Origin of the sequence: Caulobacter sp. CCNWLW153 (genome assembly GCF_036889365.1) — a bacterium.
Taxonomy (GTDB): Bacteria; Pseudomonadota; Alphaproteobacteria; order Caulobacterales; family Caulobacteraceae; genus Caulobacter; species Caulobacter radicis.
On sequence record NZ_JBAKFV010000004.1, the window covers coordinates 190,842 to 213,149 of the forward strand.

Genomic DNA, 22,308 nt, shown 5'->3' on the forward strand with positions numbered 1-22,308 from the left:
GTCGCGCAAGTGCTCAAGCGCACACTTGCCCCCGATCCGGGGTCAGCGCGCACCGCCAGATCACCGCGTGCCGAAAGTGCGATCGCCGGCGTCGCCCAGGCCCGGAACGATGTAGCCGTGGTCATTGAGCTGCGGATCCACCGCCGCCGTCCAGATCTCGACGTCCGGATGGGCCGCGCGCAGGGTCTCGACGCCCGGGACCGAGGCCAGCAGGCAGACGAAGCGCAGGTCGCGCACGCCGCGCTTCTTCAGGAGGTCGATGGCCGCCACGGCCGTGTGGCCGGTGGCCAGCATCGGGTCGACAACGATCACCAGGCGGTCGGCGATGTCTTCCGGGGTCTTGAAGTAGTACTCGACCGCTTCCAGCGTCTCCGGATCGCGATAGAGGCCGATGTGGGCGACGCGGGCGGCCGGCACCAGGTCGAGCATGCCCTCGGCCATTCCCAGGCCCGCGCGCAGGATCGGCGCGAACACCAGCTTCTTGCCGGCGATGACCTTGGCCTTCGTGGGCGCGACGGGGGTCTGGATCTCGACCTCGTCCATCGAGAGCTGCCGCGTGACCTCGTAGCAGATCAAGGTCGCGGTCTCGCGCATCAGGGCGCGGAAGGTCTTGGTGGAGGTTTCCTTGTCCCGCATCAGGGTCAGCTTGTGCTGCACCAGCGGGTGGTCGACGATGGTCACGCCCGAAAGGGATTGGGTCGTCATGGGCGGCGATGTCCTGGTCTTGAAACGGCTTTACCGTTCAAGTGCCGCCATCCGGCCTTCAGGCCAAGCGCTAATCAGCCGCCAAGGCCGACGATTGTCCTGAAGGCCCAGACGGTGCAGCCGACGCAGACCAGGAGCGTCATGAAGTCGGCCATTCCCGACCTCCGCTTCGCTGCCTTGATCTTCTTAGCCACGCCCGCCTCGCTGTCCCCTGCGTACGGGCATCTTCACGCATCAGGCTGAACACGACGCTCACAAACGCGGTTAAGCAGCCGTTTTCCAAAAGAAAAGCCGCGCCGCGCTTCCTTGGGGGAGGATGAAGCGCGACGCGGCGGATCGGACAGCCGGGTCGGGATGGGGGAGGAACCCGGCGGTCCTTGGTCCTGTTAGCCGTGCAGCTTGATGGCCGCGGCGGCGATCAGCTCGCCCTGGTGGCGGGCGCCGTCCAGGTCGATCTGGGTCGGCTGGCGGCTGCCGTCGCCGCCGGCGACCGTGGTGGCGCCATAGGGCGCGCCGCCGACGATCTCGTCATTGTTCATCTGGCCCTGGTGGCTATAGGGCAGGCCGATGATCGTCATGCCGAAGTGCAGCAGGTTGGTGATGATCGAGAACAGCGTGGTTTCCTGGCCGCCGTGCTGGCTGGCAGTCGAGACGAAGGCGCCGCCGACCTTGCCGTTCAGCGCGCCGCGGGCCCACAGGCCGCCGGCCTGGTCGAGGAACGCGGCCATCTGCGAGCTCATGCGGCCAAAACGCGTGCCGGTGCCGACGATGATAGCGTCGTAGTCGGCCAGTTCGGCGACGGTGGCGATCGGAGCCTCTTGGTCCAGCTTGAAGTGAGCGCCCTTGGCGATCTCTTCCGGCACGGTTTCCGGAACGCGCTTGATGTCGACGGTGGCGCCGGTGCTGCGAGCGCCTTCGGCGATGGCCTTGGCCATCGTCTCGATGTGGCCGTACGACGAATAATAAAGGACCAGAACCTTGGCCATGAGAGTCTCCTAGAGAAGTCTTCTTTGAGGTTGGGGAGGAAAAGACGCGGCTGCGACAGCCGCGTCTTGAAGGAATGTCGCGACGCTTTTCTTAAGCGGCGTCGACCAGGACCAGTTCGGCGTCGGCCAGGGCCTTGACGCGAATGGTGTTCTCGTTGGCGATCGCCGCGCCGTCGCGGGTGTCGACCTTGACGCCGTTGACTTCGATCGAACCGGTCGAAGGCACCAGATAGGCGTGGCGGCCGGCGCCCAGCGCGTACTCGGTTTCCTCGCCGGCCTTCAGCGTCGCGCCCAGGACGCGGGCGTCGGTGCGGATCGGCAGGGCGTCGGTGTCATCCGAGAAGCCGCTGGCCAGGGCCACGAACTTGCCGGAGCGGTCGCCCTTCGGGAAAGGCTTGGCGCCCCAGGCGGGCGGTTCGCCGCCGCGGTCCGGAATGATCCAGATCTGGAAGATCTTGGTCACGCCCGGCTCGAGGTTGTATTCCGAGTGACGGATGCCGGTGCCGGCGCTCATCACCTGCACGTCGCCCGCTTCGGTGCGGCCCTTGTTGCCCAGGCTGTCCTGGTGGGTGATCGCCCCCTCGCGGACATAGGTGATGATCTCCATGTCGTTGTGCGGGTGCGGCGGGAAGCCGGTGCCGGCGGCGATGGTGTCGTCGTTCCAGACCCGCAGGGCGCCCCAGTGGACGCGCTTGGGATCATGGTAGCCGGCGAACGAGAAGTGGTGCTTGGCGTCGAGCCAACCGTGATTGGCGCCGCCCAGGCTGTCGAACTTGCGAACTTCGATCATGTCGATCTCCTGGAGTGTCTTGTGTGGCTGGCCGTGTTGGCCTCTCCGTTGACGAGGAAGATGGAGACAGATCGCTTGATCCGAAATAGAAATGGTCGAAAGAAACCATTTCCAAAAATGACATCATGAAACTTCCCGACTTCGAGGCCTGGGCCGTGTTCGCCAAGGTGGCCGAGACCGGCTCGTTCGCCCGGGCCGCCAAAGACCTGGGCCTGTCGAACGCCACCGTGTCCAAGGCCGTCTCACGGCTCGAGCAGCGGCTGGGCGCCACCCTCTTCCACCGCACCTCGCGCCGGCTGTCGCTGACCGACAGCGGCCAAAGCTCGCTGGAGGCCGCCAGCCGCCTGCTGGCCGACGGCGAAAGCCTGGAGCTGGAGGCCTCGGCCCAGTCGGCGGTTCCCCGAGGCCTGGTGCGGATGGCCGCGCCGATGTCGTTCGGGATCGCCCACCTGGGCCCTGCCCTCTCGGACTTCTTCGCCCTCTATCCGGAGGTGTCGGTCGAACTGTCGCTTTCGGACCAGCTGATCGACATCGTCGAGGACGGGTTCGACCTGGCCCTGCGGATCTCGGCGCTGGAGGATTCGAGCCTGCTGGCCCGGCGGCTGTGCCCGGTGCGGGTGATGCTGGTCGGCTCGCCGGCCTATTTCGACAAATACGGCCGGCCCGAGCACCCCAAGGACCTGGTCCGCCATCGCGCCCTCTTCTACACCGGCGGCCGCTCGCGCGACGCCTGGCGGTTCGAGCACAAGACCCACGGCCAGTACGCCATCAGCGTGCCCGCCCCGCTGCGCGCCAACAACGCCGACGTCTTCCGCGCCCTGCTGCTGGACGGCCAGGCCCTCGCCATGCAGCCCGACTTCATGGCCTGGCACGACGTCGCCGCTGGCCGGCTGGAGCAGGTCCTGGCCGACTGGACCCCGCCGGCCATCGCCATGCACCTGGTCACCCCGCCCAACCCGATCCGCCCCGCCCGCGTGCGCGTGCTGATGGAGTTCCTGGCCGAGCGGCTGGCCAAGGCCCCGTGGCTGGGATGAGGTGAAAGGCCTCTGGAACTTCCCCGCGACCACTGCTAGGTAGTCGCCTCTTCGCTTCGGGCCGCGGCCCGGCGAGGCGCGGGCGTGGTGAAACTGGTAGACGCGCCGGACTCAAAATCCGGTTCCGAAAGGAGTGTCGGTTCGACCCCGACCGCCCGCACCAACTTATCCAGTAAGGGTTTGCGCCGATTGTGGCGCGGAGAACCGGCCGAAATTGTGCGCTTTGCCATGATTGCCGGTTTTCCATGTGTTTTCAGGGTTCTTCACGGGTCTTGCTGAATTTTGAGCGCCCAGTAAGCGCACAAAAATTCGTCCCCTGTTCCAACTCTGTGAGCCCGGAAGTGCTGCCCAAAGGGTGCCGTCCGAGACTCCAGGTTCTCCCTAAAGACCTTGGTCGCGGACCGCTCTGCGTGCCTTTTCGATCATGGCTAGAGCTTCCGGCATGTTGTCGCGCAGAAGCTTTTCGAGATTTGCATCCGAGGCTCCTTCGTTCGGTACCTGTTCAAGAACGCCGATCGTATTCCGCATACGGACTTCGCTATGGATTTTAGCCACGACAATTCGCGTTGAGTACCCTTTGGGGCTTTTGGCGATGGGACCGTTCATTTCCATCGGAAACGGGTCGCGTATCCTGTACATTCTGTGGGGATTTAACTCGAACCAACGCTTGTCGTCTTCGGTAGCGCGTTCGATAGCCTTGCTGTGAAGCGCGTAAACTAGATCGTCGTCCAAGGTCGCCTCCGTCACAGCGCCGTCAGCGTTCCTGGGCGCAGTCGGAGATAATGTAACCTTTACGCGCCGTTGCCCAGCAGCAGCGCTTCTTTCCGCTTCGCGGCCTCGGCGGCGGCGAACGGATTCGCCCAGAGGTGGCCGTAGGTGTCCATGTGGTCTTGAGAGTGGCGTGGCCGGCGGCCTTTCGGACCTCTTAAGGCCGGCGCTCGCCCTTCAGCCAGACCTTGACCCACCAGTCGGGCCGATCGTCCTCGGTCAGCTCCGTGGTCCAGGCCAGCACGTCGGGATGGGTGATCCAGAAGCCGTAGGGCGGCGCGTGGCCGTCGTTCTCGAAACTCAGGTCGTGGGGCCGGTCCTGCGGAACGCCGGCGTTGGGCATGACCCAGTCATCCGCCGGCGGAGGCTCCACGGCGTCGACGAAATGCAGGGCCGCCTGCAAGAGGCCGTTGCCCGAGTCGCTGGTCGCCACCTCGCGAGTCGCCGGATGCCGCCGCAGGAAGGCGACCCCGGCCTCATCAGTCAGGACGATGGGTTTGAGAGCGGAAAGAGGCGTGGTGGTCATGGCCGCAAGCTAGGCGAGGCCGCCGGTCGACGCCAGGATTCGCGCGCGACGCCGTCCACGCGCCAAGGCGCGAGCCCGCCTTGGCGAAGGCTCGCGCTGACTGGAATTTCGGATCAGGTCGCCGGCAGCGACGAGCGCCTCAGTCGCCCGAAAGCGGGTCGAGATCTTCCTCGGCCGTCTGCGGGCCGTCCCGTCTTCCACGATAGAGAATGATGCCGCCCCACACGATGACGCTGAGCGCCAATACGATCAGCGCCGGCCATTGAGCCATCTGCATTTGTTTCCACCCTGTTTTTTGACGATGCAATCACAGGTTCGCGCACGGCGCCACTCAGTTTGGGAAAATGGGTACGATTTCGTCTATCGGCGTTAGCCATAAAATCCCTCTCTCATCGAGAGAGGGTCACACATAGCCCTACCCCGCCGACCTCAGCGCGACGCCATCTCCGCGCTCGGCAGCCAGGTAGTCCGCCACCGCCTCGAGCGGCATCGGACGGGCGAACAGGAAGCCCTGCACCACGCGGCAGCCCAGCGGCTGAAGCAGCACCAGTTGTTCCGGCGCCTCGACGCCCTCGACCACGCAGTCGAGGCCCAGGTTGCGGCACAGATCCAGGATCGTCTTGACGATGGCCCGGCGCTTGTCGGCCGCCTGCAGGCCGCGCATGAAGCTGCCGTCGATCTTCAGCTTGTCGATCGGCAGCCGGTGCACGTAGCTGAGGCTGGAATAGCCCGCCCCGAAATCGTCCAGCGCGATGCGCACGCCCAGCGCCTTCAGCGTCGCCAGCGAGCGGGCGGCCTGGTCGAAGTCGCGCATCACCGCCGTCTCGGTGATCTCCAGGTCGATGCGCTCGGGCGCGACGCCGCTCTCTTCGATGATCGCCACGATGCGGGCGATCTGCTCGGGCGAGGCGATGTCGCGGACCGACAGGTTGAACGACAGCCGCACGTCGTCCGGCCAGGTCGCCGCCGCCCTCAGCGCCCAGGACAGCAGCACCGGCGACATGGCCGCGATCAGGCCCGAGCGCTCGGCCACCGGCACGAAGTCGCCGGGCGAAACCACGCCCAGGGTCGGGCTGGTCCAGCGGGCCAGGGCCTCGAAACCGACGGTGCGTTCGTTCTTGATGTCGACCAGCGGCTGGAAGGCCAGGCTGAACTCGGCGTCCATGTCGGCGTGGCGCAGGGCCTGCTCGATCAGGCCCGAGGCCTTGATCGCCGTCTCGTGGTCGGCCGAGAACACCACCGCCGCGCCGCGCACGTTCTGCTTGGCGTGATAGAGCGCGTAGTCGGCGCGCTCATAGAGCAGGTTCGGCGCCGCGGCCGCGCTCGGATAGACGGCGAAGCCCACCGAGCCGGAGACCTGGGCGGTGACGCCGGGGAAGCAGTAGGGCTCGCGCAGGGTCGCGCAGAGCTCCGCGCCCAGGGCTTGCAGGGCGTCGGCGTCAAGGTCGGCCTCGATGATCAGCCCGTATTCGTCGCCGCCCAGCCGGGCCACGAACAGCGGCTGGCCGTGGTCGCGGCTCAGGCGGTCGCCGGCCTCGACCAGCACCTTGTCGCCCACCGCGTGGCCATAGGCGTCGTTGACCGGCTTGAAGCCGTCCAGATCGATGACCCCGACGGCGAAGCGCGCGCCCGAGGCGGCGGCCGCGTCGGTCACCCGTTGCAGCCGGGCGAAGAACTGGCGGCGGTTGGGCAGGCCGGTCAGGACGTCGAGATTGGCCAGGCGCAGGTAGTCGTCGCTGAGGCTCTGGATCTCGGCCTGACGTTCCTCCAGGCCGCGCCGGGATTCCACCAGCCGCGAGAAGTCGCGATAGGCGATCAGCAGGATGACCAGCATGGTCACCGCCACCAGGGCCATGTTGAAGCCGATGGCCGCCAGCACCGGCTTGCCGCTGGCGATCAGGAAGACGGTGATCGGCCCCACGACGATGCCGGTCAGCAGGAAAGCCGCCGCCCGCATGTGCATCAGGCAGAAGACGCAGCCGATGGCCGTGATGGCCATGTAGAACACGACGTGCGCCTGGGCGAAGGCGTCGCCGTAGGGAAACAGGCTGAACGCCCACAGCGTGAAGCCGGCGCCCAGAATGCCGGCGAAGACCATGGTCTGGCGCAGCAGGCGCTCGGCCCCGGCCGTGTCGATCGCCGTCCGGCGCGCCCGCCACCAGATCACCAGCCGCGCCAGGCTGACCACCGCCAGCAGGCCGGGGAAGCCCAGGGTCAGCACCGGCGGCGAGCTGTGCAGGTGGGTGGCCGACAGCGCGATCGTGTTGACCAGCACCAGCGCGTACATCATCGGCACCTGGCGCGAGAAGGCACGCACCTGGGCCCTCAGCAGCTCGGGGGTCGACGGGACGGGTCTGGGCCAGGGGAATCGGAGCATCGAGCGGTCGCGTTGATTGTCGCTCCGTCGTGCGCCCGGCATCTTTAAGGCTTGATGATCAGGCACTTGCGCCCGGTGTGGCGCGATGTCGCGGTTACAGCCGCCGGTAACCCGCCACCCGCCGGACCCAGACGGCGTGGTCGTCGATCGCCGCGTCGTCCGGCAGGCCGGGGACCAGGGACTCCGCCTCCAGCAGCCAGCGGTTGGCGTCGGCGTAGCGGTCGGCCCGGCCAAAGCGCACCACGTCGTCGACCATGGCCCGCAGCAGCACGGTGGCCGCCAGCGGATAGCGGTGCTCCAGCAGCCGCGCGGCCGGCTCCAGCACCTCGGGCCGATCGCCGTGCAGGGCCGGGCCGCGCTCCATCACCAGCCTGGACGCCTCGACCGCCGACGGCCAGGCGATCAGGAAGGCCAGGGCCTTGTAGGGGTCGGGATAGGTCTGAGCGTAGGCCAGGGCCTGCTCCTCGGCCTCGACGTCCTCGAAGTCGGGCAGGCCCTTGAGGAAGGCGCGCAGGGCGTCGACCGACAGGGTGGCCTTGAAGCTGGCCCAGCGCATGGCCTGGGCCTCCAGGGTCTCGCCGGCGGCTTCCAGGGCGGCGATGCGGGCCTCGCTCCAGGCGACGGCGCCGACATCGGCCTGCTCGGCCAGGCTCGGTCCGGGGGCCGATCGATCGAGCGCGGCCAGGGCCTGCGCCACCTGGCCGACGGCGAGATAGCGGCGGGCGATCTGGGCGCCGATCGGCGGCAGCACCTGCTGCGAGGCCGTGAACAGGCCCGCGAAGCCCTCGACGTCGCCTTCCAGGTCGGCCAGCACCTGGGCGGCGGCGCGCAGGCGCGGATCGGGACGGCGCTGGGCCGCCAGGCGTTCGCGCACCTTGCCCCGCAGCACGGCCACGGCGTCGTCGGCCAGGGCCGGCGCGGCAGCGCGCAGCAGGTCGACCGACAGCTTGGTCGAGGCGCTCTCCACGAAGGCCAGCAGCGCATCGGCCAGGTAGCGGCTGTCCAGCGTCAGGGCCTTGGGCGACAGGCGCGCGACGTCGGCCACGGCCTGGTCGAACACGGCCGCGAGCTCGCCCTTGGGGTCCTTGATCCGCCCTTCCAGGTCTTCGGAAACCCGCACCAGCCGCACCAGCACCGGCACGGCGATGTTGGGATCCAGCTCGCCCAGCTTGCCGCCGGCGGCGGCGCGGTGGGCGTCGAGGTCTCGGACGAAGTCCTTGAACTTGCGCCAGTTGATGCGCGCGCCGCTGCCGGCGATGGCGTCGATGCGCTTGTCGATCTCGGCGGCCAGGTCGGCCGCCCCCACCTCGCCCAGCAGGGCCAGCTTCAGGCGGCGCTTGATCGAGGCATGGCCGTCGGCGACCTCGATCAGCAGCGCCGCCAGGGCCTCGGGCCCCAGATGCGCGAGATTGGCCGCGTTGACCGACTTGCGCGGCGCGGCCTTCTTGGTCGCCTTGGGGGCGGCTTTCGGCTTGGGTTCGGCCAACCGCCCTCTCCTAGTGCGCCGCCTTCTTGCGCGGGATGAAGTGCAGCACGCCGGCGATGACGCCGCCGACGATCAGGCCGACGATGGCCGAGCCGATCGCGGTGGCCAGCCAGCCGGTGACCGCGCCGATCCCCGGAACCTGGCCGGCGAAGTGCGAGGCGCCCTCCACCCAGGCCGGGATCGGCGTCAGGTGGAAATGGTGCAGGCCGTGGACGATGATGCCGCCGCCCACCCATAGCATGGCCGCGGTGCCGATATAGGCCAGGCTGCTCATGGCCACCGGCATGGCCTTGACCAGGCCGCGGCCGAACTTCCGGGTCGGGGCGCGCGGGCTCTTGGCCATGTGCAGGCCGATGTCGTCCATCTTCACGATCAGGGCGACGACGCCATAGACCAGGATGGTGATCACCACGCCGACCAGGGCCAGGGCGGCGGCCTGGATCGCCAGCGGCTTGTCGCTGACGTCGGCCAGGGCGATGGCCATGATCTCGGCCGACAGGATCAGGTCGGTGCGGATGGCGCCGGCGACCTTCTGCTTTTCCAGTTCCGGCCCGCTGAGCGCCAGCTCGTCGGTCGCGACCTCGTGCCCGTGGGGGACGAACATCTCGATGATCTTCTCGGTGGCCTCGAAGGCCAGGTAGGCGCCGCCCAGCATCAGGATCGGCGTCACCGCCCAGGGCGCGAAGGCGCTCAGCGCCAGCGCGCCGGGCAGCAGGAACAGCAGCTTGTTGCGCAGCGAGCCGACGGCGATCTTGGCGACGATCGGCAGCTCGCGGTCGGGCGTGAAGCCCATGGCGTAGCCCGGGGTCACGGCGGCGTCGTCGACGACCACGCCCACGGCCTTGGTCCCCGCCTTGCCGGCGGCGGCGCCGATGTCGTCGACCGAGGCGGCGGCGATCTTGGCGATGCCGGCGACGTCATCCAGAAGCGCGACGAGACCCGAGGGCATGAAAGGACCTTGCGTGGATTCGGCCGCCCAGTGCGGCCCGATGAAGAGCGCCCTGCGTAAGGGCTCGCCGCTCGCGGGTAAAGGGCGCGAACGGCGATCGCGGGAGGAACGCGCGCGCCAAGGCCGCGTTGCCGCACCATGGCCTCGACCGCGAACAGAAGCAGCGCCCATGTGGTCGTCTACGCGGCCCTGGCCGGCAACCTGGCCATCGCCGCCCTCGGCGTGGCGGGCGCGGTGCGGGGCTTGGCCTGGGCCGACGGCACGGCCTGCTGACCGGCGAGGCCGCCTCCCCGCGCATCGTGGCGGAGGTGCGCAAGGTCCTCGAGGCCGACCCGCGCATCGACAGCGTCGCCGAAGTGCTGAGCATGCACCTTGGGCCCCAGGAGATCCTGCTCGGCGTCACCCTGAACTTCCAGGACCACCTGACCGCCGCCGACATCGAAGCCGCCAGCGACCACTTCGCCGACCTGATCCAGGGCGTCGACAAGCGCATCACCCGGGTGTTCGTACGTTCGGGCCGGGCGCGCGAGGCCTATGCACGGCGGGCGGGCGGGTGAGCTCGCCTTCGCGTCGTTCCCGCCGTAGGGGTGAAATCCTCAACCGACATGGACACTTCTGACATCGGACAGGTCAGGTAACGCGCTGCCGAACTACAGGTGCGAAGTGACCGCGCCAAGCCCGCCCCGAGAAGGTGCGCGAAGGTTAGGCGACGAACACTTGGTCCTTCCTCCTCACGGAATTTGAAGTCGGCGAGACCTGCGGATGACGGGGTGAAAGCAGGCGTCTTGAAAGCTTGGCTGTTCTGCCGCATTAGTCCGGCAGGGGGTGCTTATGGCTTTGAAAGTTTCGTTGTTGTTTTCGGCCTGCGTGTTCGTCGCCACGCCAGCCTTCGCACAGTCACAAGAGGTCAGGCGGGGCCCTGTCCCGACCTGGGCGGTCGCATCCTCGCTCATGCCCGTGCCGGAGACCGCCACCGGGTCGGTGTTCTTCCGTCGCCAGGACGCGGAAATTCATCTGAGCGATCAAGGCCAAGCGCAGTATAGCGGCTATCGCGTCAAGATCCTCCAGCCCAGCGCCCTGCAGTTCGGCAATATCTCGATCGCCTGGGATCCATCGGCCAGCGCTCCGATTGTCCATGGCATCAAGGTGTTTCGCGACGAGCAAACCACCGATGTGCTGAAAAACGCCACCTTCGAAATCCTGCGGCGCGAGGATCAACTCGAGCAGGCCAAGCTGGACGGGACGCTGACGGCGGTGCTCCGTGTTCCCGACCTTCGGGTTGGCGACGAGCTGGAGGTCGAACTGACGACGTTCCAGCACAGCCCTGCCCTCGGGACCAATGAGTCCGGCCTGCTCCTGCTTGGACCCAGTCCGCAGCCGGGCCGATATCGCCTCGGATTGAGCTGGGACGAAGGGCACAAGCCCGACCTCAAGATGACCGCCGACATGACCGCGGCCATGCAGAGCAGCGAACGGGCGATCCACTTCCAGTTCGACAATCCGCGCCTACAGACCGCGCCGAATGATGCACCGATCCGCTACCAGTGGCAGCGCGTCGTGGAGTACAGCGATTTCCACGACTGGCCTGCTCTTTCACGCCACTTTGCGCCGCTGTACGCGAAGGCGTCGACCCTCGCCCCGGAATCCTCTCTCAAGCTCGAAGCCGCCCGCCTTCGCTCGGCCAACAAGAGCCAGCTTGATCGCGCCAGCGCGGCGCTGAAGCTGGTTCAGCAGAACGTGCGATACATCTATGTGGGTCTCAATGGCGGCAATCTGGTTCCCGCCTCCGCCGATGAAACTTGGCGCCGCCGCTATGGGGACTGCAAAGGGAAGACCGTACTCCTGCTGGCCCTGCTGCATGAGCTGGGCATCGACGCGGAAGCGGTTCTCGTGAACTCCAACGGGGTCGACGACGGCTTCGATCAGCGCCTGCCCATCCCCCAGCTGTTCGACCATGTGCTCGTACGCGCGCGGATCGACGGCAAGGTCTACTGGCTGGACGGCACCCTGCCGCCGGTGGCTTCGCCCAGCGCGGAGCCCATCTTCCCGTTCAGATGGGTCCTGCCCGTGACCGCGCAGGGCGGCGATCTGGAGCGAATGGAATGGCGTCCAGCCACCGCGCCCGAGGAGATCAGCCTGTTCGAGATCGACGCGCGCGCGGGTTTCGACAAGCCGGCGCGGATCGTCTCCACCGAAATCGTCCGGGGCGTGCCCGCCCTGGAACAGCAAGTGCAGTTTTCCGCGGTAAGCGAAGGACAGCTACTTGAACTCTTTCGCCAAGGCGTAACTGGCGGCGCTTGGCAAACGATCGACGACGTCAAGTGGCGCTATGACCAAAAGGCGGGTGCAAGCATCCTGACGATCAGCGGCACGGCGGCCGTGGATTGGGAGGATGACGGCTCCGGGAAGAAGTCCCTGGCGCTTCCTGGGGGCGGGTTCAACCCTCCGGAGCGACGGGTTAGGATCGATCACAAGGATGTGCCGTTCTACACCAAGCCGGAATACAGCTGCCACGTCACGACGGTGCGGCTGCCGAGCTCGACCAAGCCGAACCAATGGTCTTCCGAGAAGAGCTACGACACGCGCATCTTTGGTCGCAACTATCATCGGGCTTGGGAGCTGCGTGAGGGCGCAATTCGCATGATCCGCGGATCGCGCATCGAGCAGCCGGAGATCACGTCCGCCACCGCCCTGCGCGACAACGACAGGATCCCCGCGTTCGACAACAGCATGGGCTGGATTTTCTATCGCCCCTCGGCGGCGGGCAAGAACGCCGTGGGGGATGGAGCGAGCGTTCCCGCGACCTATGACATCGACTGGACCGCTAGTGACGTGCCCTGTGCGTCTGCTCCGGAGACCTGAGACGCCAGAAGCGATGCGATCGTCGTCCGACAACGCTGGGAGAGCGGCGGCTCGTCGGCCATGAGCCCTAGGTGGGCCGCCGCCCGGCAGCGTCAAATGGCGCTGCATGGAAGATCAAACTCGGCCGCCTCTACCTGCCCCCGCCCAACCGCTTGCGGTTGGCCCGCACCTTGGCGCGGTAGTGCTTGACCACCGCCCGGGTCGCCGCGTCGGGCGCCTGGGGCAGGCCGCCGGTCCAGAACTTCAGGCCGATGTCGGCGGCGGCGGCCATCTTCTCGGTGGTCATGCGCACCGCCTCGGCCTGGGCCTTCGCCCCGCCGCCGGCAAGGACCATGGTCCGCAGGCCGATGACGGTCGAGGCCTCCACGCCCAGCGCCCAGGCGTCCATCATCGTCGAGGGCCAGTCATCCTTGCGGCGCGCCATGGCGAAACTCCGTTGCTGGATAAGGGATCGCGCGGAGCCTTCGCCCGGTTCCGCCGCCGGTGCGACATCGCGAAACTCGACGGAACAAAATAAGAACTATAGACTGTGCGGATGGCCGTTCTCGATATCCGCCGCAAGCTCGCCATCCTCGCCGACGCCGCCAAGTACGACGCTTCCTGCGCTTCATCGGGAGGCGAAAAGCGCGACTCCGTCGGCGGCAAGGGCGTCGGCTCCACCGAGGGCATGGGCATCTGCCACGCCTACGCGCCGGACGGCCGCTGCATCAGCCTGCTGAAGATCCTGCTGACCAACTTCTGCATCTACGACTGCGCCTACTGCATCAACCGGGTGTCGTCGAACACGCCCCGGGCGCGGTTCTCGGTGAAGGAGGTCGTCGACCTCACCCTCAACTTCTACAAGCGCAACTACATCGAGGGCCTGTTCCTGTCGTCGGGGGTGATCCAGAGCGGCGACTACACGATGGAGGAGATGGTCCGCATCGCCAAAAGCCTGCGGCTGGACCACGACTTCCGCGGCTACATCCACCTGAAGCTCATCCCCGAGGCCTCGCCGGAACTGGCGACACAGGCCGGGCTCTATGCCGACCGGGTGTCGATCAACATCGAGCTGCCGCGCGACGACAGCCTGAAGTCCCTGGCCCCCGAGAAGGATGTCGGCGACATCAAGCGGGCCATGGGACGCATGCGCCTGGCGATCGAGGACAAGGCCGAGCCGGCCCGCAAGGCGCCCCGCAAGAGCTTCGCCCGCAGCCAGTCGACCCAGCTGATCGTCGGCGCCGACGCGGCGAAAGACGGCGACATCCTGGCCCGCAGCGCCTCGCTGTACGGCGCCTATCGCCTCAGCCGGGTCTACTACTCGGCCTTCAGCCCGATCCCGGACTCCAGTCACCGCCTGCCCTCGGCCCGCCCGCCCCTGCTGCGCGAGCACCGCCTCTACCAGGCCGACTGGCTGATGCGGTTCTACGGCTTCGCCCAGCCCGAGATCATCGGCCAGGGCGAGGACCTCGACCTGTCGGTCGATCCCAAGACCGCGTGGGCGCTGCGCAATCGCGACAAGTTCCCCGTCGACGTCAACGCCGCCGACCGCGAGACCCTGCTGCGCGTGCCCGGCCTGGGCGCCAAGGCCGTCGACCGCATCCTTGCGGCCCGCAGGCAGGCGCGCCTGACCATCGACGACCTCAAGCGCGTGGGCGCGGTGGTCAAGCGCGCCAGGGCCTTCGTCGTCGCCGAAGGCTGGACGCCGGGCGCGGCGACCGACGGCGAGCACCTGAAGGCCCGCCTCGTCGAACCGGCCCAGCTGAGCCTGTTCTGATGCGGGTGGTGCGGCTTTCCTCGGAGATCGACTTCGACGGCTGGCGGCTCGCGGCCCGCCGGCTGCGCGCAGAGGGCGCAGCGCCTGAAACCGTCGCTTGGACGGCGGAAAGAGACCTCTTCTCCCCTCCCCCTTGCGGGGAGGGGTCAGGGGGTGGGGGTGTGGGCGCGGAGATGGCCGATTCAGAGCCAGCTCCCCCACCCCAACCCCTCCCCGCAAGGGGGAGGGGCTTCACCGTGCCGCCCGCCTTCGTGGAACTCGCCCGCTCGGTGGTGCTTCACCGCTCCGGCGAGCGCTTCGCCCTGCTCTATCGGCTGCTGTGGCGGCTGGAGCGCGAGCCGCGGCTGATCGACAATCCGGCCGATATCGACGTCGCCAGGGCCCGCGACATGCAGAAGGCCGTCGCCCGGGCGATCCACAAGATGCACGCCTTCGTGCGCTTTCGGCTCGTCGAGACCGAGCCCGAGACCTACGCGGCCTGGTTCGAGCCGGCCCATCGCGTCACCGAGGCCGCCGCGCCGTTCTTCGTGCGGCGCTTCGCCAACATGACCTGGACGATCCTGACGCCCGACGCCTGCGTGGCCTGGGACGGCCGGAAGCTGAAGGTGTCGGACGGCGCCGATCCCGCCGACGCGCCCTCGGAGGACGCCCAGGAAGAGCTCTGGCGCACCTACTACGCCTCGATCTTCAATCCAGCCCGGCTGAACGAGAAGATGATGCGCCAGGAGATGCCCAAGCGGTACTGGCGCAACCTTCCCGAGGCGCGGCTCATTCCGCAGCTGGTCGAAACCGCCCAGGCGCGCGCCGCCGCCATGGTCGCCGCGGCCCCCTCCCCGCCGCCCGACCGCGTGCTGAAGGCCGCCCTGCGCCAGGCCCGCGACGGCGCGTTCAACGGCGACCTCCCCACCAGCCTCGACGAAGTGACCGCGGCCGTGCAGGCCTGCCGGCGCTGCGACCTGTGGCGCGACGCCACCCAGGCCGTGCCCGGGCAAGGCGCGGCCCACGCCCCGCTGATGTTCGTCGGCGAGCAGCCCGGCGACCAGGAAGACCTGGCCGGCCTGCCCTTCGTCGGTCCCGCCGGCCAGGTGTTCGACCAGGCGCTGAAGGCAGCCGGCGTGCCGCGCGATCGCGCCTTCGTCACCAACGCCGTCAAGCATTTCAAGCACGAGCCGCGCGGCAAGCGGCGCATCCACAAGGCCCCCGATCGTGGCGAGGTGCAGGCCTGCCGCTGGTGGCTGGACGCCGAGCGGCGGCTGGTGCGCCCCCGGGTGATCGTGGCCCTGGGCGCGACGGCGGCGCTGGCGGTGACCGGAAAGGCGACGCCCATCGCCGCCAATCGGGGCAAGGCGCTGCAACTGCCAGATCAAGGCAATGACCAGGCGCGACTGGTCGTCACCTACCACCCCTCGTTCCTGCTGCGGCTGCCCGACGCCGACGCGCGCGAGCGGGCCCGCGCCGAATTCGTCGAAGACCTGCGCCTTGCGGGCGAGCTTGCGAAACTGATCGACTGAAGCGAGCAAAGCCGCCCGCCTGGCGAGCGCTGCGCGCAAAAAATCTGCTCAATCTTTTGGCGACGCCCGTTCGCGCGCAATCCCTTGCCCCGCCTCGTAATACTTGGCGCCGGAACGAGGCGCATAAGCCCTTCCCGCCGCCCGGGGCGCTCCATCGCCTCTTGCCACGACGGCGCTGCCGGGGTTGGTTCCCGGCCGGGGAAGAGGGGCGATGACAGCAGACGACGAAGAGCGGCGCGCCTGGTTCCGGAGAGAGATCCTGCCCCTGGAGCCGAGGCTTCTGGCCTATGCGCGCAAGTTCTGCCGCGACGGCGAGACCGATCCGGAGGATCTGGTCCACGACGCCTTCACCCGCGTGATCGCCTGCAAGACCTGGCGCGAGATCACCAATCCGGCCGCCTTCGCCTCGCGCACCCTGCGCAACGTGGCCTTCGACGGCCTGCGCCGCCGCAAGGTGCTGACCATCACCGCCGTCGCCGACTTCGAGCTGATCGGCGGCATGGACGAGACGCCCGGTCCCGAGGCCACGCTGGTGTCGCGCGACGAGTTGCGCCAGCTTCGCGAGGCGATATCGGAACTGCCGACACAATGTCGGCGTGTATTCACCCTTCGGAAAGTTTATAGCCTGTCGCCGGGCGAGATAGCGGTCCGCATGGGTCTGTCCGTCTCAACGGTGGAGAAGCACCTGATCAAGGGGCTTCGCTATTGTTCCGAAAAGCTGGGCCGCGCGGGCGCGACCCAAGCAGTGCGTATCGACGAAGGGCGTTCATGGGCCGGGAAGCGGGATCGCGACGCGAAGCGGTGAGAGCGGCCGCCGCCGAATGGGCGGTGCGGCTGTCCGATCCCGCCTGCGCGGCTGATACGCGCGCGGCCTTCGAGGCCTGGCGCGCCGAAAGCTTCGAGAACGAGGCCGCGTTCGAGCGCGCCCACGCCGCCTGGGAGCGGACCGAACGCCTGCGCGCCTTCAAGCCGGGCGTTGCGAAACCCGACGCCGACCTGTTCGCGCCGCAAGACCCCCCGCGCCGCGCCTTCGACCGCCGCTCGCCCTGGACGCTGATGGCCGTGCTCGCCGCCATTTCGGGCGTGGTCGGAACCGGCGTGATGACCGCCACGGCCTCGACGGCCTACGCCACCGACATCGGCGAGCGCCGCGTCGTGGTGCTGGCCGACAACAGCCGCATCGAGCTCAACACCGACAGCAAGGTCGTCGTGCGCTATCGCGGCGGCGTGCGCGAGGTGAAGCTGGTCAAGGGCGAGGCCCTGTTCGAGGCCGCCGCCGACGCCCGCCCCTTCGTGGTCAAGGCCCGCGACGCCCGCATCGAAACCAGGGGCGGCGAACTGTCCGTCCGCCTGGGGGCCGAGAACGCCGCCGTCACCGTGCGTCGCGGCGCGGTAGAGGTCGAACCCGATGGCAAGGGCCCGGCCAGGGAGACCAAGGTCGCGGCCGGCACGGCCATGATCTACGGCCCGGCCGGCAGCCACGCCCAGCCGCTGTCGGACGCCGAGATCGAGCGGGCCCTGGCCTGGCGCCAGGGTGCGATCGCGCTGAACGGCCAGTCGCTCAGCCAGGCCGTGGCCGAGTTCAACCGCTACAACCGCCGCAAGGTCCGCATCGCCGATCCGTCGATCGCCGACCTGCGCCTGGCCGGCTACTTCCAGAGCACCGAACCCATGGCCTTCGTCACCGCCGTCACCCACACCTTCCCGGTGCGGGCCAGCGAAGGCGAGGACGGCGTGATCCGCCTGGCCCGGAAGGGATAGCCGAAGATCCTCCTCTGGGGGAGGTGGCCCGAAGGGCCGGAGGGGGGACGTTTTCAGCTTGCAATGAGCTGGAAGTCCCGCCCCACCGATCGCTGACGCGATCCCCCCCACGGGGGAGGTTTCCGAGAAAGTGGCGCCGGCGCCACACTCGTCACACCGCCGCCACAAAATTTCGGTCGCCGACTGGAGGTTTCCCCACGGTCCCCCGTCGAAGGCGATAAGAACGCCGCGTCGAGGGGGCGCGGCGGACAAAGGGGTAATTCGAACTTGTCCATGCGTACGAACCAACGCCGCCGGACCGTCCGCGGCCTGCTGCTGGCCTCGGCCGCCGTCCTGACCATCGCCGGTCAGGCCGCCGCCCAGGGCTCGCGCCACACCTTCAACATCCCGCCGCAGGACGCGGTGTCGGCGCTGCAGACCTACGCCAAGCAGACCGGCAAGCAGGTGCTGTTCCCGTACGAGGCCGCCACCGGCCGCACCACGCCCGCCGTGACCGGCGACCTGTCGGACGCCGAGGCCCTCAAGCGCCTGGCCGACGCCGCCGGCCTGGTCGTCGCCTCGGACGACGGCAAGACCATCACCCTGCGCGCAGCGCCGGCCGCCCGCCCCCAGTCGGAAGCCGCCGCGACTAACGCGGCTCCCGAAGAAGTCGCCGAAGTCGAAGCCATCATCGTGGTCGGCAGCCAGATCGAAGGCGCCCGCACGACCGAAGCCCTCCCCGTCTCGGTGGTCACCGAGAAGGACATCATCGCCACCGGCGCCGTCTCGGGCGACGAGCTGTTCCGCTCGATCCCGCAGGCCGGCGACGTGCAGTTCCAGGAAGCCCGCACCACCGGCAACCTGAACGACGCCCGTGGCGACGTCTCGTCGCTGAACCTGCGCAGCCTCGGCACCGGCAACACCCTGGCCCTGCTGAACGGCCGCCGCGCCGTGCTGCACCCGGGCACCCAGACCGAAAACCTGGTGCCGGTGCAGACCGTCAACACCAACGCCCTGCCCGTGGCCGGCGTGAAGCGGGTCGAAGTGCTGCGTGACGGCGCCGGCGCCCTCTACGGCTCGGACGCCGTGGCCGGCGTGGTCAACACCGTGCTCGACACCAAGTTCCAGGGCCTGCGCGTCGAAGCCCAGGTCGGCGGCTCGGAAGGCACCGGCTATCGCGAAGGCACCGTGAACCTGAAGGCCGGCACGCGCCTTGAGGACGGCACGCGCCTGACCTTCTTCGGTTCGTACACCGCCCACAGCCGCATGATGGCCGACGAGCGCGACTACGCCGCCAGCGAAGACCACCGCGACCGCGTCGCGAACACCCCCTGGGCCGGCAACACCAGCTTCGACAACCGCTCGACCTCCAGCCCCTGGGGTTCGTTCACGCTGATCCCGTCGTCGACCGCGCCCCGCCAGAACGGCGTGGCCCTGACCACGTCCGGCGTGTTCCACATCGAGCCGACGGCCAACACCGCCGCCGGCTGCAGCAGCGCCGTCCTGGCTGGCAACCTCTGCATCAGGTCGGGCACGATCACCGGCGCCGCCGACCGTGACCTGCGCTACGACGAGAACCCCCAGCGCACCCTCAAGGGCGGCCTGGAGCGGACCAACCTGTTCAGCACCGTCGAGCGCGACCTCGACAACGGCATGACCTTCTTCGGTGAAGCCGGCTACTACCACGCCCTGTTCACTGGCCAGCGCGAGCAGTCGGCGCCGATCTCGTCGGCCCCGATCAGCATCGCGGCCAACGCCTACTGGAACCCCTTCGGCCCGACCACCCTGGCCAACGGCAGCGTCAATCCCAACCGCCTGTCGGGCCTGACCGGCGTCGGCGCCTCGGGCGTGGCGATGAACATCACCACCTACCGCCCGGTGGACGCGGGTCCGCGCACCTACACCGTCACCGACGACAGCTACCGCCTGCTGGGCGGCCTGAAGGGCGCGTTCGGCGACGGCTGGAAGTGGGAATCGGCCGGCCTTTACTCCTTCGCCCGCACGAAGGACAAGACGCACAACGCCATCAGCAGCACGCTCTTCCAGCAGGCGCTGAACCGTACGGACTCGACGGCCTACAACCCGTTCAACGGCGGCTCGCAGACCAACTGGTCGGGCGAGGACGGCACGCCCAACAGCCAGGCGACGATCAATTCGTTCCTGATCGACGTCTACCGCATCAGCGAGACCTCGCTGGCGATGTGGGACTTCAAGGTCTCCAAGAAGGACCTCTTCACCCTGCCGGGCGGCGACGTCGGCTTCGCCTCGGGCGTGGAAGTGCGCCGCGAGACCTACAAGGACGACCGTGACGACCGCCTGGACGGCACGACGACCTACACCAACAGCGTCACCGGCGTGACCTACAACAGCGACGTCCTGGGGGCCTCCGGCTCGCCGGACATCAAGGGCGACCGCGTCATCAGCTCGGCCTTCGCCGAACTGGCCGTGCCGATCATCTCGCCCGAGATGAACATCCCGTTCGTCGAGGAAGTCACCCTGCAACTGGCCGCCCGCGACGAGTACTATTCGGACTTCGGCAACGTGCTGAAGCCGAAGGGCGCCCTGCTGTGGAAGGTCGGCCAAGGCCTTTCGTTCCGCACCTCGGTCTCGCAGAGCTTCCGCGCGCCGAACCTGCCGCAGTTCTACAGCGAGGGCTCGACCGTCTCGAACGGCCGTCCCGACTACGCCTTCTGCCGGATCAACACCCCGACGGCCACGACCTGCGCCAGCACCTCGACGCTGGAAGTTCGCCAGGGCAACAAGGACCTGAAGCCGGAAGACGCCGACAACGCCTCGATCGGCTTCGTCTACCAGCCCAAGTTCATCCCGGTGGAATACGGCCGCCTGACCCTGACGACCGACTTCTGGTCGATCCGGGAAAAGAACGTCATCGGCATCCTGGGCGGCTACAACCAGATCGCCTACGACCTGCTGCTGCGCCAGCAGGGCAGCTTCAACCCCAACGTCGTGCGTGACGCCCCGGTCGGCACGAACACCGTCGGCGCCATCTCGTACATCAGCGACACCTACATGAACCTGCAGCCGCGCGTGGTTCAGGGCGTCGACTTCTCGCTGGCCTACGACCTGGACGACACCCCCTGGGGCGACTTCGGCTTCAACCTGAACGTGGCCAAGCTGACCAAGTACGACCAGTCGGCCAGCCCGATCGAGCAGATCCTGCAAGAGGCGATCGCCAGCGGCGCCCTGGCGGGCCTGACCGTCTCGTCGGCCGGCAGCCAGATCAAGATGGACGGCTTCCCGGAATTCCGCGGCACGGCCAGCTTCACCTGGCGCAAGGACGGCTGGGGCGCGGGCGCCTTCGTGAACTATGTCGGCGAGACCTACGACACCGGTCCCGCCCAGGTGAACGGCCAGTACTTCCCGATCTCGGACTGGACCACGGTCAGCCTGTACGGCCAGTACGCGTTCAAGAACGGCCAGTTCGACGGCTCGACCCTGCGGGTCGGCGTGCGCAACATCGCCGACAAGGAGCCGCCGGTCACCTCGAGCAACTTCGGCTACTCGGGCGCCCTGCACAACTCGACCGGTCGCTACTGGTACATGAACGTCTCCAAGCGGTTCTGATCCGCGAGCGGAAGATGACTTCGGAGGCCCGTCCATCTCACGATGGGCGGGCTTTTCCGTATCCAGAGCCCGACACCGGGATTTGCCGTGACCCGAAAGTCTTTTTAGGAAATATTCTCCCCACGGCGGCGGAACGTTCGTCGCCGGACGAGTCGGGGCTCTTCGAAGATCATGTCGCGGGCGAGCACGCCTCTTCCTGCCGCGTGGGGCTACGCCCTGGCGGCCGCCGCGGCCGGCGGCGCCTTCGGCGTGCGCCTGGCGCTCAACAGCTGGTTCCCGCCCGGCTTTCCGTACCTGACCTTCTTTCCCGCCATCGTCCTGACCGCCTATTTCGCGGGGCGCGGCCCGGGCATCCTCTGCGCCGCCCTGTCGGGCCTGTGCGCCTGGTACTTCTTCATCCCGCCGTACGACAGCTTCCACGTCGACTTCGCCACGACGGTGGCGATCACGTTCTACGTCTTCGTGGCGGCGGTCGACATCTTCTTCATCGACGGCATGCGCAAGGCCATGCGCCACCTGTCGCGAGAGCGCGAGGCCCAGGCGCAGCTCGCCCGCAGCCGCGACCTGCTCTATCGCGAAATGCACCACCGGGTGAGCAACAACCTGCAGATGGTCGGCGCCCTGCTGCGCCTGCAATCGGCCGGCATGAAGGACGAGGACGCCCGCCACGCCCTGGTCGAGGCCGGCGGCCGCATCGAGACCATCGCCAAGATCCAGCGCCAACTACACGACCAGACCGGCGAGCCGACCCCGTTCCGGGCCTTCGCCGAGGCCCTGCTGGACGACGCCGGCCAGGCCTTCGGCGCCCGCCACGCCATCCGCGTCGAGGGCGGCGAGGATCCGCTGCACCCCGAACAGGCCACGCCCGTGACCCTGGTGATGCTGGAGTGCTTCAACAACGCCCTGGAGCACGCCTTCGCGGCCGGGAGCGACGGCCGCATCGTCGTGGCGCTGGACCAGGAAGGCGACAGCCACGTGCTCACAATCCGCGACAACGGCGCCGGCCCACCGGCCGGCTTCGAGCCCGCCGCCTCGCCCAGCCTTGGCCTGCGCATCGTCCACGCCATGGCCCGCCAGCTGGGCGGCGCCTTCACCATGGCCCGCGTCGACGGCTGGACCGTCTGCCGGCTGAGCTACGCGCCGGCGGCGGGTTAGCCTCCCCTTTCAGTCGACGGGCAGAACACCGCGCTCAAAAAACCTCATCCTGAGCTTGTCGAATGACGAGGTTTTCGT

20 protein-coding genes and 1 tRNA gene are annotated in these 22,308 nt (G+C 68.2%); 11 read left to right on the forward strand and 10 right to left on the reverse strand.

The features are described 5' to 3' along the window. Positions 1-60 precede the first annotated feature (60 nt). The 3 genes from upp to V6S85_RS08430 all read right to left on the reverse strand — a co-directional run bounded on the left by upp (position 61) and on the right by V6S85_RS08430 (position 2,481). Positions 61-705, reverse strand: coding sequence for a uracil phosphoribosyltransferase (upp, locus tag V6S85_RS08420; protein ID WP_334348668.1), 645 nt, complete (start codon positions 703-705; stop codon positions 61-63). Between the two features lie 386 nt (positions 706-1,091). Next, on the reverse strand, positions 1,092-1,691 hold the full coding sequence (gene wrbA, locus V6S85_RS08425; RefSeq protein ID WP_116489366.1) for an NAD(P)H:quinone oxidoreductase: 600 nt from the start codon (positions 1,689-1,691) through the stop codon (positions 1,092-1,094). 91 nt (positions 1,692-1,782) lie between these two features. Then, on the reverse strand, positions 1,783-2,481 hold the full coding sequence (locus V6S85_RS08430) for a pirin family protein (RefSeq protein WP_116489367.1): 699 nt from the start codon (positions 2,479-2,481) through the stop codon (positions 1,783-1,785). A gap of 125 nt (positions 2,482-2,606) precedes the next feature. Between V6S85_RS08430 and V6S85_RS08435 the strand changes: the two genes are divergently transcribed. Then, on the forward strand, positions 2,607-3,515 hold the full coding sequence (locus V6S85_RS08435) for a LysR family transcriptional regulator (protein WP_116570030.1): 909 nt from the start codon (positions 2,607-2,609) through the stop codon (positions 3,513-3,515). 78 nt (positions 3,516-3,593) lie between these two features. After that, positions 3,594-3,678: transfer RNA gene (locus V6S85_RS08440), tRNA-Leu, on the forward strand. A gap of 218 nt (positions 3,679-3,896) precedes the next feature. On the opposite strand, the gene V6S85_RS08445 is transcribed toward V6S85_RS08440, so the two are convergent. The 6 genes from V6S85_RS08445 to V6S85_RS08470 form a co-directional block, all read right to left on the reverse strand. Continuing rightward, positions 3,897-4,247, reverse strand: a complete 351-nt coding sequence (locus tag V6S85_RS08445; protein ID WP_133244844.1) for a hypothetical protein — start codon at positions 4,245-4,247, stop codon at positions 3,897-3,899. Positions 4,248-4,440: 193 nt separating this feature from the next. Beyond that, positions 4,441-4,809, reverse strand: coding sequence for a hypothetical protein (locus tag V6S85_RS08450; RefSeq protein ID WP_116570031.1), 369 nt, complete (start codon positions 4,807-4,809; stop codon positions 4,441-4,443). Between the two features lie 139 nt (positions 4,810-4,948). Then, positions 4,949-5,080: a hypothetical protein gene (locus tag V6S85_RS08455; RefSeq protein WP_334348669.1), complete on the reverse strand. Its 132-nt coding sequence runs from the start codon at positions 5,078-5,080 to the stop codon at positions 4,949-4,951. 144 nt (positions 5,081-5,224) lie between these two features. After that, positions 5,225-7,186: a putative bifunctional diguanylate cyclase/phosphodiesterase gene (locus tag V6S85_RS08460; protein WP_116570032.1), complete on the reverse strand. Its 1,962-nt coding sequence runs from the start codon at positions 7,184-7,186 to the stop codon at positions 5,225-5,227. Between the two features lie 94 nt (positions 7,187-7,280). Next, entirely contained in the window at positions 7,281-8,672 is a 1,392-nt protein-coding gene (locus V6S85_RS08465) for a DUF6880 family protein (RefSeq protein WP_334348670.1), read from the reverse strand. A 10-nt stretch (positions 8,673-8,682) separates the two neighbouring features. Then, positions 8,683-9,621, reverse strand: coding sequence for a DUF808 domain-containing protein (locus tag V6S85_RS08470; protein WP_334348671.1), 939 nt, complete (start codon positions 9,619-9,621; stop codon positions 8,683-8,685). A 138-nt stretch (positions 9,622-9,759) separates the two neighbouring features. On the opposite strand from V6S85_RS08470, the gene V6S85_RS08475 reads away from it, so the two are divergent. The 3 genes from V6S85_RS08475 to V6S85_RS08485 all read left to right on the forward strand — a co-directional run bounded on the left by V6S85_RS08475 (position 9,760) and on the right by V6S85_RS08485 (position 12,483). Next, the gene (locus V6S85_RS08475) at positions 9,760-9,894 is read left to right on the forward strand and encodes a hypothetical protein (RefSeq protein WP_334348672.1); all 135 of its coding nucleotides are present in this window, start codon (positions 9,760-9,762) and stop codon (positions 9,892-9,894) included. 35 nt (positions 9,895-9,929) lie between these two features. Beyond that, positions 9,930-10,178: a hypothetical protein gene (locus tag V6S85_RS08480; RefSeq protein ID WP_334348673.1), complete on the forward strand. Its 249-nt coding sequence runs from the start codon at positions 9,930-9,932 to the stop codon at positions 10,176-10,178. Positions 10,179-10,452: 274 nt separating this feature from the next. Continuing rightward, positions 10,453-12,483, forward strand: a complete 2,031-nt coding sequence (locus tag V6S85_RS08485) for a DUF3857 domain-containing protein (RefSeq protein ID WP_334348674.1) — start codon at positions 10,453-10,455, stop codon at positions 12,481-12,483. A 130-nt stretch (positions 12,484-12,613) separates the two neighbouring features. Here the strand turns inward: V6S85_RS08485 and V6S85_RS08490 are convergent, their stop codons facing one another. Beyond that, complete coding sequence (locus V6S85_RS08490; RefSeq protein WP_334348675.1) at positions 12,614-12,907, reverse strand: hypothetical protein; 294 nt, start codon at positions 12,905-12,907, stop codon at positions 12,614-12,616. A 111-nt stretch (positions 12,908-13,018) separates the two neighbouring features. Between V6S85_RS08490 and V6S85_RS08495 the strand changes: the two genes are divergently transcribed. The 6 genes from V6S85_RS08495 (at position 13,019) to V6S85_RS08520 (ending at position 22,230) form a co-directional block, all read left to right on the forward strand. After that, positions 13,019-14,239 (forward strand): putative DNA modification/repair radical SAM protein, encoded by a 1,221-nt coding sequence (locus tag V6S85_RS08495; protein WP_116570038.1) that lies wholly within the window; start codon positions 13,019-13,021, stop codon positions 14,237-14,239. Beyond that, the gene (locus V6S85_RS08500) at positions 14,239-15,750 is read left to right on the forward strand and encodes a UdgX family uracil-DNA binding protein (protein WP_334348676.1); all 1,512 of its coding nucleotides are present in this window, start codon (positions 14,239-14,241) and stop codon (positions 15,748-15,750) included. The genes V6S85_RS08495 and V6S85_RS08500 overlap by 1 nt, the downstream gene beginning before the upstream one ends. A gap of 211 nt (positions 15,751-15,961) precedes the next feature. Beyond that, a complete protein-coding gene (locus V6S85_RS08505) occupies positions 15,962-16,555 on the forward strand; it encodes an RNA polymerase sigma factor (RefSeq protein ID WP_116489377.1) in 594 nt (197 codons plus the stop codon). Further along, positions 16,552-17,511, forward strand: a complete 960-nt coding sequence (locus V6S85_RS08510) for a FecR family protein (protein WP_334348677.1) — start codon at positions 16,552-16,554, stop codon at positions 17,509-17,511. The genes V6S85_RS08505 and V6S85_RS08510 overlap by 4 nt, the downstream gene beginning before the upstream one ends. 273 nt (positions 17,512-17,784) lie before the next feature. After that, positions 17,785-21,075 (forward strand): TonB-dependent receptor, encoded by a 3,291-nt coding sequence (locus tag V6S85_RS08515; RefSeq protein WP_334348678.1) that lies wholly within the window; start codon positions 17,785-17,787, stop codon positions 21,073-21,075. 171 nt (positions 21,076-21,246) lie between these two features. Continuing rightward, the gene (locus tag V6S85_RS08520) at positions 21,247-22,230 is read left to right on the forward strand and encodes a sensor histidine kinase (protein WP_334348679.1); all 984 of its coding nucleotides are present in this window, start codon (positions 21,247-21,249) and stop codon (positions 22,228-22,230) included. Positions 22,231-22,308: the final 78 nt, after the last annotated feature.

What these genes read in the sequence shown, in the direction of transcription:
- V6S85_RS08500 (WP_334348676.1), top strand. Translation starts at nt 14,239, where the DNA reads ATGCGGGTGGTGCGGCTTTCCTCGGAGATCGACTTCGACGGCTGGCGG.
- V6S85_RS08490 (WP_334348675.1), bottom strand. Translation starts at nt 12,907, where the DNA reads ATGGCGCGCCGCAAGGATGACTGGCCCTCGACGATGATGGACGCCTGG.
- wrbA (WP_116489366.1), bottom strand. Translation starts at nt 1,691, where the DNA reads ATGGCCAAGGTTCTGGTCCTTTATTATTCGTCGTACGGCCACATCGAG.
- V6S85_RS08495 (WP_116570038.1), top strand. Translation starts at nt 13,019, where the DNA reads ATGGCCGTTCTCGATATCCGCCGCAAGCTCGCCATCCTCGCCGACGCC.
- V6S85_RS08435 (WP_116570030.1), top strand. Translation starts at nt 2,607, where the DNA reads ATGAAACTTCCCGACTTCGAGGCCTGGGCCGTGTTCGCCAAGGTGGCC.
- V6S85_RS08460 (WP_116570032.1), bottom strand. Translation starts at nt 7,186, where the DNA reads ATGCTCCGATTCCCCTGGCCCAGACCCGTCCCGTCGACCCCCGAGCTG.
- V6S85_RS08450 (WP_116570031.1), bottom strand. Translation starts at nt 4,809, where the DNA reads ATGACCACCACGCCTCTTTCCGCTCTCAAACCCATCGTCCTGACTGAT.
- V6S85_RS08520 (WP_334348679.1), top strand. Translation starts at nt 21,247, where the DNA reads ATGTCGCGGGCGAGCACGCCTCTTCCTGCCGCGTGGGGCTACGCCCTG.
- V6S85_RS08475 (WP_334348672.1), top strand. Translation starts at nt 9,760, where the DNA reads ATGGCCTCGACCGCGAACAGAAGCAGCGCCCATGTGGTCGTCTACGCG.
- upp (WP_334348668.1), bottom strand. Translation starts at nt 705, where the DNA reads ATGACGACCCAATCCCTTTCGGGCGTGACCATCGTCGACCACCCGCTG.
- V6S85_RS08455 (WP_334348669.1), bottom strand. Translation starts at nt 5,080, where the DNA reads ATGGCTCAATGGCCGGCGCTGATCGTATTGGCGCTCAGCGTCATCGTG.
- V6S85_RS08515 (WP_334348678.1), top strand. Translation starts at nt 17,785, where the DNA reads ATGCGTACGAACCAACGCCGCCGGACCGTCCGCGGCCTGCTGCTGGCC.
- V6S85_RS08505 (WP_116489377.1), top strand. Translation starts at nt 15,962, where the DNA reads ATGACAGCAGACGACGAAGAGCGGCGCGCCTGGTTCCGGAGAGAGATC.
- V6S85_RS08470 (WP_334348671.1), bottom strand. Translation starts at nt 9,621, where the DNA reads ATGCCCTCGGGTCTCGTCGCGCTTCTGGATGACGTCGCCGGCATCGCC.
- V6S85_RS08485 (WP_334348674.1), top strand. Translation starts at nt 10,453, where the DNA reads ATGGCTTTGAAAGTTTCGTTGTTGTTTTCGGCCTGCGTGTTCGTCGCC.
- V6S85_RS08430 (WP_116489367.1), bottom strand. Translation starts at nt 2,481, where the DNA reads ATGATCGAAGTTCGCAAGTTCGACAGCCTGGGCGGCGCCAATCACGGT.